The organism is Kitasatospora sp. NPDC038210 (assembly GCF_055600605.1).
The window spans coordinates 285,012-298,532 of record NZ_JBVJYK010000010.1 but is presented as its reverse complement, the minus strand read 5'-3'; the positions used below and the strand labels follow the sequence as shown (position 1 = coordinate 298,532).

Below are 13,521 nucleotides of genomic sequence, written 5' to 3'. Positions count from 1 at the left end.
GGGGGTGCCGGGCGGCGGTGGAACACCGCAGGACGTGGACGCCCGGACAGCCTCCCCGGCCGCGACCGACCTGGTGTTCCGCTGCTGTCCTGCGCACCTCCCGGCCGCAGCACCGACTCTGGCAGCTCGTGAAGCGGCCGTCACCGGTGGACCGTTGCCACCTTCTGCGAACGGTCACCGGCGAATCCGCGAAGGTTGCGAAGGCCGGACCGGCGGTTCCGCGGCTAGGCTGCCCACGCCGGGCCGACCGGTGGTGTGAGCGGTGGGCCGGTGCCCGTGGTGGGCCGGTGCCCGTGGTGGGCCGGTGCCCGTGGTGGGCCGGTGCCCGTGGTGGGTCGGTGACCGCGGTGGGTCGGTGCAGGCAAGGGGGAGGACGACACGATGGGAAAGGCCTTCGCCGGCGCCAGGCTGCGCCGTCTGCGCGAGGAGCGCGGCCTGAGCCAGGCCGCCCTCGCCCGGCTGCTCGACCTCTCGCCCAGCTACCTCAACCAGCTGGAGCACGACGCCCGCCCGCTCACCGTCCCGGTCCTGCTGCGCCTCACCGAGGCCTTCGGGGTCGAGGTCGGGTACTTCGCCCCGCCGGACAGCGCCCGGCTCACCGCCGAACTGCGCGACGCGCTCGGCGAGGAAATCGCCGCCGGCCGGGTCACCCCCGGGGACCTCGACGAACTCGCGGCCCGACTGCCCGCCGTGGCCCGGCTGCTGATGGACCTCGGCCGCAGCCGACGGGCGGTCGCCGAGCAGCTCGCCGTCCTCGCCGGGGAACGCGGCCCGGCGGCCGACGCCCTCACCCCGCACGAGCAGGTCCGTGAGTTCTTCTACCGCCGCCGGAACTACCTCGACGAACTCGACACCGCGGCAGAGGAGTTGGCAGGAGCGATCGACCTCCGGCGCGGCGGGGTGAGAACGGCGCTGGCCGGCCGGCTGGCCGGCGCGCACGGGGTCCGGATCGCCGCCGGGGGCGAACACCTGCACCGGTACGACCCGTGCACCAGGGTGCTGAGCCTGTCGGACCGGCTGCGTCCGGGCCAGCAGGCCTTCCGGATGGCCACCCAGCTCGGCTACCTGGAACACGACCCGCTGCTGTCCGAACTCGCGGCCGAGGACAGCCCGGAGGGCTCCACCGCCTGGTCGCTCACCCGGATCGGCCTGGCGAACTACTTCGCCGCCGCCCTCGTCCTGCCCTACACGGCCTTCCACGCGGAGGCCGAGTCCGCGCGCTACGACATCGAGCACCTCGCCGACCACTTCGGCGTCGGCTACGAGACGGTCTGCCACCGGCTCAGCACCCTGCAGCGCCCCCGGCTGCGCGGGGTGCCGTTCTCCTTCGTCCGGGTGGACCGCGCGGGCAACGTCTCCAAGCGCCAGTCCGCCACCGACTTCCACTTCTCCCGCACCGGCGGCACCTGCCCGCTGTGGAACGTCTACGAGGCCTTCGCCGCGCCCGGCCGGGTGCACGTCCAGATCGCCGCGATGCCCGACGGCCGCCGCTACCTCTGGACCGCCCGCGCCGTCACCCGCTCCCCGGGCGGCTGGAGCCGCCCCGGCAAGACCTTCGCCATCGGCCTCGGTTGCGAGATCCGGCACGCCGGACGGCTCGTCTACTCGGCGGGACTGGACCTCGGCGACGAGCGGGCCGCCACCCCGATCGGCCTCGGCTGCAAGGTGTGCGAACGCCCTGCCTGCCCGCAGCGGGCCGCGCCCGCGATCGGCCGGCGGCTGGCGGTCGACGAGCACAGCAGCAGCTTCGTGCCGTACCCCGCGCTGCCCGGTCCCCGGGACTGACGGCCCGGCCGGTCGTCGCCGTGCGACAGCGGTCCCGGTTCCGTCACCGTGCGACGGCGGTCTCGCGGCTCCGTCACCGTTCTGTCACGTCCGGGCGCTCGGGGAACCGGCACCCGAACGGCGGTGTGTACGGGGCAGGTGCCCGCACAGGGCCGGCGCCACTCCGTCTCCACCCTCGGGGGAACCATGCAGCACGCGCAGTACCGGAAGCAGACCCGAAGAGCCGCGGTCGCCGTCGTCTCGGCCGTCACCGCCGCCTTGCTCGTCACGGCCTGCGGGCCGGGGAACGACGGGTCCGGGCCGGCCGCGGCGCCGACCGCGGCGGCCACCGTGACGCAGACGGCGGCGGCCCCCGCCCCGGCCGCGCCGAGCACCGCGCACCCGGCCCCCGGCACGGGCGCCACGGCGTCCGGGACGCCGACCACCGGGACCGCGCCGGCCACCGCATCCCCGTCCGCCGGAACGGCCGCGGCCTGCGCGGCCACTGACCTGACCGTGGAGGCCCACCAGGCGAAGCAGCGCCCCAACGGCACCGGGGTGGGAGCGGCGATCGTCGCGTTCACCAACACCTCGGCGCACCCGTGCACGCTGCAGGGCTTCCCGACCGTCGCCGGGGCGGCCAACGGCTCCCCGGACCACAACGCCCCGCTCGCGGTGACCCACAGCGGTACCGCCTCCCCGGTCCGCGTGGCCCCGGGCGGGAAGGCCTGGGTGAAGCTCACCTTCGTCCAGGTGCAGGGCGAGGGCGACGGCGGCTGCGACTCCGGGGCCACGCCGGTCGCCTACCCCACGCTCGTGGTGGGCCTGCCGGGCGGCGCGGGAGCGCACCAGGTGGCCCTGGACGACGGCCTCTTCGCCGAGTGCGACAACAAGGTGACCACCACCGCGCTGCTGGCCACCAGCCCGTCCTGACGGGGCGTCCGCCGCGGCGGCCCCGACCGCCGTCGCCGCAGCCCCACCGACCGACGCATGAGCCGCCCGGGCGTACTCCCCGGCGGCTCACACGGTGGCGGGGTCGGGCGGTGGGTTCAGGCCGTCGGCCGGGCCTCGGGCAGCGACGGGATGTCGACGACGCTGTCCAGCACGTAGGTGTGCGGGTGCCCCTCGAAGTCGTCGCGGTCGAGTTCCCCGGTCAGCACGCCGATGACCACGCCGGCCCCGGCGTTGGCGCCGGCCTCGACGTCGACGACGGTGTCGCCGGCGGCCAGCACCCGGCGGGTGTCGATCACCCCGGTCTTCTCCATCGCCCGGTGGATCATGTGCGGCGCCGGGCGCCCGCGCGGGACCTCGTCCGAGGTGACCACGGCGTCGAGGTTGCCGCCCTCGCCGGTGGACCAGCCCAGCGACTCCAGCAGCGGGTACGCGACGTCGTCGCTGAAGCCGGTGGTCAGGGCCACCTTGATGCCGCGTCGGCGCAGCTCGGCCAGGGCGTCCTCGACACCGGCGATGGCCTGCGGGGGAGTGGCCCGGTAGGCCTCGCGCAGGAACTCCGCGAAGGCGGCGTAGCCGTCCTCGACGAGCTCCGGGGTCGGGGTGCCCCCGCCTATGCGGACCAGGGCGGCGATGGCCTCGCGCTTGTCGGTGCCCATCCAGGTCTGGAGGTCGGCCTCGGTGACGGCCACTCCGGTGCGCTCGACGGCGGTGCGCAGCGCCCGGTAGACGGCACCCGCCTCGTTGATGGTCGTTCCGGCCATGTCCAGGACGGCGAGCTCGATCACGGTGTCAGTCCTCTTCGGTGCGGTAGCGGCCGATGACGGTTCGGCCTTCGACGGTGTTCTCGATGGTGAAGGTGGCCATGGCGGGCAGGTAGCGGTCGTCCGCGTCCTCCAGCGGCACGCCCCGGCTCGACGTGGTGAGCCGGCGGACGCGCAGCAGCGGGGCTCCGACGGCGACCCGGAGGAGTTCGGCGTCCTGCGGCTCGGCGGCGACGGCGTCGATGGTGTGCCGGGCGCGGTGCAGGTCGACCTCGCGGCGCAGCAGTTCTTCGTAGACGGATCCGCTGTCCGGGTCGAAGTCGAACAGGATGCGCCCGACCTCGTGGACGAAGGTGGAGCGTTCCAGCATGGCCGGGACGTCGTCCAGCAGTCGCAGTCGGACCAGTTCGACGACGGGTGCGCCCTCGGCGAGGCCGAGCCGGGCGGCCGCCTCCGGGGTCGCCCGGCGGCGGGCCACCTCGACGGTGGTCTGCCCCGGCTCGCGGCCGATGGTGCGGGCCCATTGGGTGAAGGACAGGAACGTGCCGAACGGCTGGGAGGGCGCCGTGCGGCGGGCGACGGGCGGCTTCCCGCGGCCGCCGACCAGACTGCCCTCGTGGCGCAGCATGGCCAGGGCCTGGCGGACCGGGCCGCGGGAGGTGCCGAACTCGGCGCAGAGCTGCGACTCGCTGGGCACCGGCAGGCCCTCGGGCCACTGGCCGGACTCGATGCGGCGTTGGAACTCGGCGCCGAGCCGTTGGTGGAGCGGAAGCTCGTCACTTGTCTTCACAAGTCGACTATGACACCCGACGGCGGAACTTCTCAAGGCCGGCCCACCTGGTCGTTTCTCCTGGTGGAGGGTTCTCGCCCGTGGTCGTCGCGCGGGTGAACAGACGGTAACTTGTACATACATGTCTTGACGGCGATGCTGACGACCCCGGAACCTGGAGCCATGAGCAGCAGCACCACACCCACGACCGCCCCCGCCTCCTCCCGTACGCACGCACCGGGCACGCCCGGCCGCAGCGACGTGGTGATCGTCGGCGCCGGCATCATCGGCCTCGCCCACGCCTTCGAGGCACTGAGCAACGGGCTGTCCGTCACCGTCGTCGACCGCGACCGGCAGCCCGTCGGCGCCTCGGTCCGCAACTTCGGCCACTGCTGCATCAGCGCCCAGGACGGCGACCTGCTCGCCCTCGCCCAGCGCTCCCGGCCCGGCTGGCTGCGCGCCGCCGAAACCGTCGGCATCTGGGCCGAGGAGGCCGGCACCCTGGTGGTGGCCCGGTCCGCGACCGAGGCGGCCGTCCTGGAGGAGCTGCGCGACGAGCGCGGCGGCGACGCCGTCGAGCTGCGCACCGCCGCGCAGACGGCCGCGCTGCTCGGCCGCGCGGACCATGCCGCCGGCGACCTGGTGGGCGGCGCCTTCCTGCCCGCCGACCTGCGGGTCAACCCGCGCGAGGCGGCGCCCGGCCTGGCCCGCTGGGTGGCCGAGCAGCCGCAGGGACGGGTCCTGTGGGGCACCGCCGTCACCGGCGTCGAGCCCGGGACGGTCCACACCACGCGCGGGCCGGTCCACGGCGACCGCATCCTGATCTGCGTCGGCCACGACCTGGACTACCTGTTCCCCGACATCGCCGAGGACCACGGGATCCAGCGCTGCCGCCTCACCATGGCGCGGGCCGCCGCCCCGGCCGGGTTCCGCACCTCCTCCGCGGTGCTTACGGCCACCTCGATGCTCCGCTACGACGCCTTCACCTCCCGCCCCTCGGCCGCCCGGCTGCGGGAGGAGGTCCTGGGCCACAGCAGCGAACTGCTGGACATCGGCGCCAACGTGATGTTCACCCGGCTCCCGGACGGCACGGTCCTGGTCGGCGACTCGCACCACTACGACGCCACCACCACGCCGTTCGTCGACGAGCGCACCCACGAGCTGCTGACCGACGCGGTCGCCCGGGTGCTGGGCGTGGAGCGCCTGCGGGTCCTCGAACGCTGGCAGGGTGTCTACGCCAGCAGCCCCCGCGGGCCCCTGCTGGTGCGCGACCTGGCCCCGGGGGTGCGCGCCATCTCCGTCACCTCGGGCATCGGCATGACGCTGTCCTTCGGCCTCGCCGCCGCCACCTTCGACGGCACCCTCGCCCCGACGGCCTGATCGCCGGCCGGTCGCACCGGCTGGTCGCGCCGTCCGATCGACCCGCCCGGTGGCACCCGCCACCGGGCGGAGCCGTTCCCCGACGCCCTCCGCTGACAGTGCCGCATGGCACAGTTCGGCCATGAACCTCACGACCACACCGCACAGTTGGGACCAGGCCGTCGCCCTCTTCGAGCGCCGCGGCCTGCCCCGCTCCTCCTACGAGAACCTCTACGAGGAGCAGTACGACGTCCACGCCGGTGCGCTGGCGATCGAGGGCCACCTCGACCTCGACGCCGCCGAGCCGGACGGCACCGGCTACATCGTCGACGGCGACCTCGACGTCACCGGCGCCGTGCTCAACACCGACGACGGCTGCCCCGCGCTGATCGTCCTCGGCGACCTCAGGGCGGCCGCCGTCTACCTGGAGGGCGACGCCAAACTCCTCGTCCGCGGCGACGTCCACGTCGAGGCCTTCGTCGGCAACATGACCGACAAGCTGGTGATGCTCCACGGGGACCTGCACGCCCGGGTCACGGTGCTGTCGGCCGAGTTCGCCCCCGACCTGGTCGCGGGCACCCTGCACGGCCCCGTCCTCGCACCGGCCTACCTCGCCGACTCCGCCGCCGAACCGCCCCGCCCTGCCGAGACGGTGCTGGTGCCCGAGGTCCTGGCCGGCGCCGACGACGACCCCGACGACCTGCGCGGCTTCGACGCGCCCGGCGTCCACGGCGGCCGGCTGCTCAGCCGCATCGAGTCCGGCCTGCCCGTCACCCTGGCGGGCTCCGGCTCCGGTTCCGGTGCCGCCCCGGTGGCCGAGCGGCCTGCGGCGGGCTGATCCCCGGGGCGGGCCGGGTCCACCGGGGGGAGTCCAGGTTCGGGCCGGGGCACCGGGGGAGCCCCGGCGTGGTCCGGGGTCAGGGCCAACCGGTCGGCCGTGCACCCGCCGTGGCCGCGGCGGTCGCGACCGGGGCGCAGGCGCGCCGGACCGCCGCGGCCGCCCAGCCGGAGGGCAGCGGCCCCTGCGCCCCCAGGACGGCGGCCTGCCGCTGGAGTTCGCGGAGCGCGCCGCCCCGGGCACTGGAGAGGCCCATCTCCTGGTAGTCGCCAGGGTCGGTGCCGCCGTCGAGGGAGGTCCGCAGCCAGGGCAGCACGCTCAGCACGCAGTCGGCCACCGGGTCGGCCACCGGGTTCGCCGCCGCCGACGGCGTGGACGCGACGGGCGGCGGCGCCGGTGGCCCTCCGCACGCCGCCGCCGACACCGCCGACACCACCACGACCGGGCCCGGCAGGCCCGCCACGCGCCGTCTCCGCATGCCCGCAGTGTGGCCGCCGCCGACCGGGCGGGCCAGGGGCCGGACAGAGCCGGCCTGCGGGTGCGTCGCAGCCTGAGGCGCCGGGCGGGTTGAGCCCACCCGCTTCGACCTGGTCCAATCGGCCCGTGAAGAGAACCGAGCGCCCCGAGGGCACACCCGTGGGCCGCCGGGTCGTGCTGGGCCTGCTGGGGCTGGGCGCGGCCGGTGTGGCGGCCGGCCCGTACCTCCAGCGCGCCCAGGACGCCGTCACCGCCTCGGACCCGACCGGGGTGACCGGGCTGCTGCCGGGCGGCGGCGTCTTCCGGTACTACTCCGTGGCCTCCTCGGTGCCGACCCGCACCGCGGAGACCTACACGCTGACGGTGGACGGCCTGGTGGAGCGCCCGACGAGCCACCGGCTCGCCGATCTGCAGGCGATGCCGCAGCAGCGGCTCGTCCGCGACGTCCAGTGCGTGACCGGCTGGCGCGTCCCGGACACGCCCTTCGAGGGGGTGCCGCTCGCGCACCTGCTGGACGCGGCCGGGGTGCGGCCCGGCGCGAGGGCGGTGTCGTTCAGCTGCTTCGACGGCACGTACACCGAGAGCCTCACCCTGGAGCAGGCCCGGCGGGACGACGTGCTGGTCGCGCTCAAGCTGCAGGACGCCCCGATCACGCACGCCCACGGCGGCCCGGTGCGGCTCTACGTCGCACCGATGTACTTCTACAAGTCCGCCAAGTGGCTCTCGGGCATCACCGTCACCGACGCGGTGCGCCCGGGCTACTGGGAGGGCAACGGCTACGACGTCGACGCCTGGGTCGGCCGGTCGAACGGGCGGGACGATGCGCCGACGAGCTGAGCTGGTCCTCCGTTTCACCCGCGCCGAGCGCTGGGTGCACCGCACGACCGCCGCCCTGATGCTGGTCTGCCTGGCGAGCGCGGCCTGCCTCTACCTGGCGCCGCTGGCCGAACTGGTCGGGCGCCGTCACCTGGTGGTGACCGTGCACGTCTGGTGCGGTCTGGCGCTGCCGGTGCCGCTGCTGCTCGGGCTCACCTCCCGGGCGCTGCGCGCGGACGCGACCCGGCTGAGCCGCTTCACCCCGGCGGACCGGGCCTGGCTGCGCGCCGTGCGCAGGCGCGAACCGCAGCGCCCGGCGGGCAAGTTCAACGCCGGACAGAAGCTGTACGCGCAGTGGACGCTCGGATCGATGCTGGTGATCCTGGGCACCGGTCTGCTGATGTGGCTCACGCACCTGTCGCCGCCGGCCTGGCGGACCGGGGCGACCTTCGTCCACGACTGGTTCGCCCTGGCCGTCGCCACCGTGGTCGCCGGGCACGTGCGGATGGCGATGGCGGACCGGGAGTCACGGCTGGGGATGCGGACCGGCCTGGTGGAGCGCGCGTGGGCGGAGCGGGAGCACCCGCAGTGGGAGTACCGGCCGTCGGAGCGCCCGCAGCGGGAGCCCGCCGGTTCGTCCGAACACCCGTGACCGGTCGGCGGGGTGACGGGCTGACGGGGTGACGGTGTGACGCCTCCGGCCTTCCGGACCCCGCCGCCAGGACGGCGGGAAATCGCCGTTCCCACGCGGTCACGGTGGGTAAGGGGGCCGGCATGGGCGTTCATCTCATCACCGGTGCGGGCTCGGGAATCGGCGCGGCGGTCGCCGGGGTGCTCACGGAGCGGGGCGAGGACCTCTGGCTGCTGGCCAGGGACGAGGCCCGGGCGGAGGAGCTGCGGTCGCGGTTCCCGGGGAGCCGCACCCTGGCGGCGGACCTCGCGGAGCCGACGACGCTGGCGGCCGCGCTCGGGAAGCAGGAGCTGCCGGAACGGCTGGACTCGCTGATGCACGTCGCCGGGACGCTGGAGCCCGGCACGGTGGCGGGCCTCGACCCGGCGGTGTGGCAGGGGATGCTGGCGGTCAACTGCGTGGCCCCGGCCGAGCTGACGCGCGTGGTGCTGCCCGCGTTGCGCGCGGCCGCGGGCCGGGTGGTGTTCGTGAACTCCGGCGCCGGGCTGCACGCGCCGCCCGGTCTGGGGGGCTACGCGGCCTCGAAGTTCGCGTTGCGGGCGCTGGCCGAGTCGCTGCGGGCGGAGGAGTACCGCAACGGCGTGCGGGTCACCACGGTCTTCCCGGGGGAGGTCGACACCCCCATGCAGGCCCGGCTGCACGGCGCGCTCGGCCTGCCGTACGACCCGGGCATCTGCCTCGCCGCGGAGTCCGTGGCCGCGGCCCTGGTCGGGGTGCTGGACTTCCCCGCGGACGGCACGCTGAGCGAGCTGACGATCCGGCCGGGCTGCTGAACGGCGGGCGCGGCCGGGCCCTGCGGGCCCCGGCCCGGTCCGTCAGCTCCCGTCGGAGGGCGGCGCCGTGAGCCCGTCGCGCTCCGGTTCGCCGGTCAGCCGGCGGTAGGCGGGCACCTCGGCCAGCAGGCTGCGGTGCGTGCCCAGCCGGGGCCGCGACCCGTCCAGGAACAGGACCCGGTCCGCGCGGGCGGCCGGGCCGATCCGGTGGGTGATGGTCACGACCGTGCCGGGCCGGGAGCGGAAGGCCTGCTCGACCCGGCGTTCCGCGGTCGCGTCGAGGTGGCGGGTCGCCTCGTCGAGGATGACGAGGCGCGCCTCGCAGAGGTGCGCACGGGCCAGCGCGATCAGCTGGCGTTCGCCGGGCGACAGCGCGGCCGGGGCGAGGTGCCCGTCCGGTCCGCCGAGCCGTTCCACCAGGGACCGCGCGCCGACGGCGTCGACCGCGTCGAGCACGGCCGCCGTCGCGGCGTGCGGTGACAGCCACCGGAGGTTCTCCGCGACCGTCCCGGTGAAGACGTACGGATCCTGGGGGAGCAGGACCCGGGCCCGGGCGAGGTCCGGGCCGGTCAGCCGGGCGGGCGCGACCCCGCCGAGCAGCACCCGGCCTTCGTCCGGGGCCACGACGCCCGCCAGGACGTCGGCGAGCGTGGACTTGCCGATGCCCGACGGGCCGACGACGGCGAGGTGTTCGCCGTCGCGCAGGGCGAGGTCGAGCCGGTCGAGGACCGGGTCCGCGTCGGTGCCGTAGGCGAAGCAGACGCCGGAGAGCACGACCGAACCGTCCACGGGGAGGGGGCCGGCAGCCGCCGCCGCTGCGTCTCCGGGCGTTCCGTCCCCGGGTGTTCCGTCGCCGGGCGTTCCGTTCGCGGAGGGCTCCGGACGGCTCGCGCCGGCGAGGCGGTCGGCGGCCACCGCCAGCCGGAGCCAGGAGGTGCCGGCGCCCTGCACCAACAGCCGCAGGGCCGGTTCCAGCGTGCCCGTCAGGTACGCCAGCACGCCGACCACCGCGCCCGGGGTCAGCCCCCGGCCGACCAGGCCCGGCGCCGCCAGGACGACCAGCAGCAGCGGCAGGTGCGCGCCCAGGGACACGATCAGCCGGCGCGCGCCCGCGAGCCGGGCCAGGGCCAGGCCGGCCGCCTCGTTCGCCGCGACGGTGGCCAGCACCTCGCGCTCGGCCTCGTCCCGGGCGCCGCACGCGACCAGGTCGCGCAGTGCCCGCAGGACGTCGGCGCAGGACCGCGCCAGCTCCTCCTCCGCCGCGAAGGCCTCCCGCTGGCGCCGGGCGGTGGCCGGGGCGAGGGCGGCGAAGGCGAGCAGCGACAGCAGCAGCGGGCCCGCGATCAGCGCGGCGGCGGCCGGGGCGAGGGCGGCGCTGCCGGCCACCACGGCGACCGCCGTCAGCGCGAAGTGGGACACCACCAGGAGTTGTCCCGCGACGGTGTCCCGGACCACCTCGACCTGGCGGGTGAGCCGGGCGACCGCGACCGCCCCCGAACCGTCCGGCCGCCCGGGCGCGGCTGCGGCGTCGTGGAGCATGCCGGACACCACCCCGCCCAAGAGCCGGTCGCGCATCGGCTCGACGACCTCGGCCAGCCACGGGTACGCCTGCCGTGACGCCCACGCGCCGGCCAACGAGACCACGGCGAACAGGGCGAGCCAGCCCGCCGCCTGGGCCGGCCGGCCGGCGATGAAGCCGCGGTCGACCGCCAGCGCCAGCGCCTTGCCCGACACCAGGGCCGGCGCCGCCGAGAGCAGTGACCAGGCGAGGAGCCGGAGCACCGCCGGCCGGCTCCGGGCCAGTGCGGAACGCAGCAGGTGCAGGGCCGGTCGGTGCGGTCGATCCCGCGGGTGGGGCCGTTCCGGCGGGTGCGGTCGTTCCGGGCGGGGAGCGGTGGACGGGGGCATCGGGGCACCTTTCCCGGGCGACGGGCCGTGGGTGACGTGGCGGGAGGTGACGGGCAGCGGGCGACGAGCAGCAGGTGACGGCGCGGCGCGCGGAGGCCCCGAGGGGCCGGACCGCGTCAGTCCTGCGGCCCGCCGCCGAACAGGGCCCGGTAGGCGGGCACGCCGGAGAGCGCTTCGTGCGTGGACTGCGCGTGGACCCGGCCCGCGCGGAGCCAGACCACCGCGTCGGCGCGGGCGGCCACCGCGGCCCGCCGGGTGACCACCAGCCGGGTGCGGTCGCCGACCTCGTCCCGCAGGGCCTGCAGCACCCGGTTCTCGGTGGCCGCGTCCAGGGAGGAGGTCGCGTCGTCCAGCACGATCAGCCGGGCGTTGCGGGCCAACGCCCTTGCGATCCCCAGCCGTTGGCGCTCCCCGCCGGAGAACGGGGCCCGGCTCAGCGGGGTGCGGTAGCCCTCCGGGAGACGGCGGACGAACACGTCGGCCCCGGCCGCCCGGGCGGCCCGGTGCAGGCGTTCCGCCGGGCCGGGCGCCAGGCCCAGGCCGATGGCGTCCGCGACCGTCCGGCCGGGCAGGGCGGGATCGGCGAAGGCGCAGGCGACGGCCGTGCGCAGCTCGTCGGGGTGGACGGCGGGCAGCGGGACGCCGTCCAGCAGGACGGTCCCGTCGTCCGGGTCGAGCAGGCCGGCGGCGACGGCGGCGAGCGCGGCGGTGGCGGCGTCGTCGGCACCGACGACGGCGGTCCAGCTCCCGGCGGGGACGGTCAGGTCGAGCCGGTCGAGGACGGGGCCGCCGGGCCCGTGGACGGCCACGCCGCGCAGCTCCAGGCGGCCGCCGCGGCCCGCGGCGGCCGGCAGCGGACGGGTGCCCGGGGCGCGGACCGGGGCGTCCAGCAGTTCGGTGAGCCGGGCGGTCCCGGCGCGGGCCCGGGAGACGTCGAGCAGGCTCTGGGCGGCGCCGAACCCGCCGAGCCCGATGCCGGTGTAGCCGAGCGCGGCCAGCAGCCCGCCGACGGACAGCGCGTGGGCGCTCACCGCAACTCCGGCGGCCGCCAGCACGGCGAGTTGGGTCGCCGGGGCGAGCAGGGCGGAGCACCAGGCGATCCGGCGCTGACTGTCCCAGAGCTCCCGCCCGTGCCGGGACAGCGCGGGGACGGGGCGCAGGACGCGCGCGATCTCGCGGTCCACGGCGTGCGCGGCGGCGATGCTGCGGCTGCCGGAGAGGGCGTCGAGCAGCCGGACCGCGATGTCGGCCTGCGCCTGCTGGTACCCCTCGCCGAGCCGGGTGGTGCGGCGCAGCTGGCGGCGGATCGCCGCGTACCCGAGCGGGGCGGTGCCGAGGAAGGCGAGCGCGGCGGTCGGCGCGAGCACCGCCAGGGCCACCAGGGCCGCCACGGCCATGGCGAGTTGGGCCACGGAGTAGACCACGGCCGGGGCGGCGAGGGCGGCCTGCGGGGCGCTCGCGGTCAGCCGCGCCGCGACGTCGCCGACGGGGAGCCGGTGCGCCCCGAGCGGGCTGCCGGCGAGCACCCGGCGCACCGCGTGCTCGCGCAGGCGCGCGGCGGCGTCGGTGGAGATCGCGGGCCCGGCGTACTGGCCTACGGCCTCGGAGCCGGCGAGCAGGGCGAGCGTTCCGGCCAGCGGCAGGACGCCCCGGGCGCCCGCGCCGGCCAGCGCCGCGTCGACGGCGTGGGCGAGGACGGCGGGGAGGGCCAGGGTCGCGCCCGTGCTGGTGGCGACGGCGAGGGCCATGACGGCCGACCGGCGGTGCGTGAGGGCGAGTACCTGGCGCAGGCCCGTGGTCCGCCGCTTCCCGCTGGCGGGCCGCGCGGGGTCCGGGCCGGGGGGCGCGGGGCGGTCGGTATCCGGGCGGGCGGGATCCGTGCGGAGCGCCGCAGGCGGGGAGGGTTCGGTCGGCACGGGTGACCTCCGGACGGGTGCCTCGCCCGGCCCGGGAACGGGGACCGGGCCTGGGAGGGCCGGGAAGGGCCGGGAATGGGCCGGAACGGGAACCGGGCCCCGGTCGCGTGACCGGGGCCCGGTGGCGTCCTCGGCGGGCCGGGCCCCGGACCCACGGGGCCGGCCCGCCTCGGACGCCGGCCGCGGGACGAGCCCGCGGCCGGCGGTTGCTCAGAGGCAGAGCAGGGTGCTGACCGTGCTGTTGGTGCAGTTGACGGCGCTCAGCGAGCTGAGGACCGAGCGGTACTCGACGGTCTCCTCGACGGTCTCCAGGGCCTGCAGGTTCAGGATCGACATGGTGAACTCCCATCGGGTTGTGGTGCGGTGCTCCCGGCAGTCGCCGGAACTCGTGGGCGGCGGTGACGCCGCGGGGTGGGCAGCCGGCCGGAGGTGGCGCTCGGCGTGCCGTGGGAACGGCGGGGCGGGTCGGACCGGGTGGGACGTCCGGCGGGTCCG

General features: G+C 76.6%; 13 protein-coding genes. 7 read left to right on the top strand and 6 right to left on the bottom strand.

The annotated features are described in order from the left end of the window. Nucleotides 1-381 precede the first annotated feature (381 nt). Together ACZ7KX_RS22165 and ACZ7KX_RS22160 are read left to right on the top strand one after the other, a co-directional pair. The gene (locus ACZ7KX_RS22165) at nt 382-1,785 is read left to right on the top strand and encodes a short-chain fatty acyl-CoA regulator family protein (protein ID WP_470327934.1); all 1,404 of its coding nucleotides are present in this window, start codon (nt 382-384) and stop codon (nt 1,783-1,785) included. 186 nt (nt 1,786-1,971) lie between these two features. Further along, the gene (locus ACZ7KX_RS22160) at nt 1,972-2,697 is read left to right on the top strand and encodes a DUF4232 domain-containing protein (protein WP_470327933.1); all 726 of its coding nucleotides are present in this window, start codon (nt 1,972-1,974) and stop codon (nt 2,695-2,697) included. Nucleotides 2,698-2,813: 116 nt separating this feature from the next. On the opposite strand, the gene ACZ7KX_RS22155 is transcribed toward ACZ7KX_RS22160, so the two are convergent. Continuing rightward, the gene (locus ACZ7KX_RS22155) at nt 2,814-3,503 is read right to left on the bottom strand and encodes a phosphonatase-like hydrolase (protein ID WP_470327932.1); all 690 of its coding nucleotides are present in this window, start codon (nt 3,501-3,503) and stop codon (nt 2,814-2,816) included. Nucleotides 3,504-3,507: 4 nt separating this feature from the next. Next, entirely contained in the window at nt 3,508-4,269 is a 762-nt protein-coding gene (locus tag ACZ7KX_RS22150) for a GntR family transcriptional regulator (protein ID WP_470327931.1), read from the bottom strand. 162 nt (nt 4,270-4,431) lie between these two features. On the opposite strand from ACZ7KX_RS22150, the gene ACZ7KX_RS22145 reads away from it, so the two are divergent. Together ACZ7KX_RS22145 and ACZ7KX_RS22140 are read left to right on the top strand one after the other, a co-directional pair. Then, nucleotides 4,432-5,628, top strand: coding sequence for a TIGR03364 family FAD-dependent oxidoreductase (locus ACZ7KX_RS22145; protein WP_470327930.1), 1,197 nt, complete (start codon nt 4,432-4,434; stop codon nt 5,626-5,628). A gap of 121 nt (nt 5,629-5,749) precedes the next feature. Further along, entirely contained in the window at nt 5,750-6,445 is a 696-nt protein-coding gene (locus ACZ7KX_RS22140; protein ID WP_350522847.1) for a hypothetical protein, read from the top strand. A gap of 79 nt (nt 6,446-6,524) precedes the next feature. Here the strand turns inward: ACZ7KX_RS22140 and ACZ7KX_RS22135 are convergent, their stop codons facing one another. Next, complete coding sequence (locus ACZ7KX_RS22135) at nt 6,525-6,923, bottom strand: hypothetical protein (RefSeq protein WP_470327929.1); 399 nt, start codon at nt 6,921-6,923, stop codon at nt 6,525-6,527. Nucleotides 6,924-7,048: 125 nt separating this feature from the next. On the opposite strand from ACZ7KX_RS22135, the gene ACZ7KX_RS22130 reads away from it, so the two are divergent. The 3 genes from ACZ7KX_RS22130 (at nt 7,049) to ACZ7KX_RS22120 (ending at nt 9,202) form a co-directional block, all read left to right on the top strand. Beyond that, the gene (locus tag ACZ7KX_RS22130; RefSeq protein WP_350522845.1) at nt 7,049-7,759 is read left to right on the top strand and encodes a molybdopterin-dependent oxidoreductase; all 711 of its coding nucleotides are present in this window, start codon (nt 7,049-7,051) and stop codon (nt 7,757-7,759) included. Continuing rightward, nucleotides 7,743-8,390, top strand: a complete 648-nt coding sequence (locus ACZ7KX_RS22125) for a cytochrome b/b6 domain-containing protein (protein WP_470327928.1) — start codon at nt 7,743-7,745, stop codon at nt 8,388-8,390. The genes ACZ7KX_RS22130 and ACZ7KX_RS22125 overlap by 17 nt, the downstream gene beginning before the upstream one ends. A 122-nt stretch (nt 8,391-8,512) precedes the next feature. Continuing rightward, nucleotides 8,513-9,202, top strand: a complete 690-nt coding sequence (locus tag ACZ7KX_RS22120; RefSeq protein WP_350522843.1) for an SDR family oxidoreductase — start codon at nt 8,513-8,515, stop codon at nt 9,200-9,202. A gap of 42 nt (nt 9,203-9,244) precedes the next feature. Here the strand turns inward: ACZ7KX_RS22120 and ACZ7KX_RS22115 are convergent, their stop codons facing one another. From ACZ7KX_RS22115 to ACZ7KX_RS22105, 3 genes are all read right to left on the bottom strand, one after another. After that, a complete protein-coding gene (locus ACZ7KX_RS22115) occupies nt 9,245-10,984 on the bottom strand; it encodes an ATP-binding cassette domain-containing protein (RefSeq protein ID WP_470327927.1) in 1,740 nt (579 codons plus the stop codon). A gap of 242 nt (nt 10,985-11,226) precedes the next feature. Continuing rightward, nucleotides 11,227-12,858 (bottom strand): ATP-binding cassette domain-containing protein, encoded by a 1,632-nt coding sequence (locus tag ACZ7KX_RS22110; protein ID WP_470327926.1) that lies wholly within the window; start codon nt 12,856-12,858, stop codon nt 11,227-11,229. Nucleotides 12,859-13,236: 378 nt separating this feature from the next. After that, complete coding sequence (locus tag ACZ7KX_RS22105) at nt 13,237-13,362, bottom strand: SapB/AmfS family lanthipeptide (RefSeq protein WP_350522840.1); 126 nt, start codon at nt 13,360-13,362, stop codon at nt 13,237-13,239. Nucleotides 13,363-13,521 lie beyond the last annotated feature (159 nt).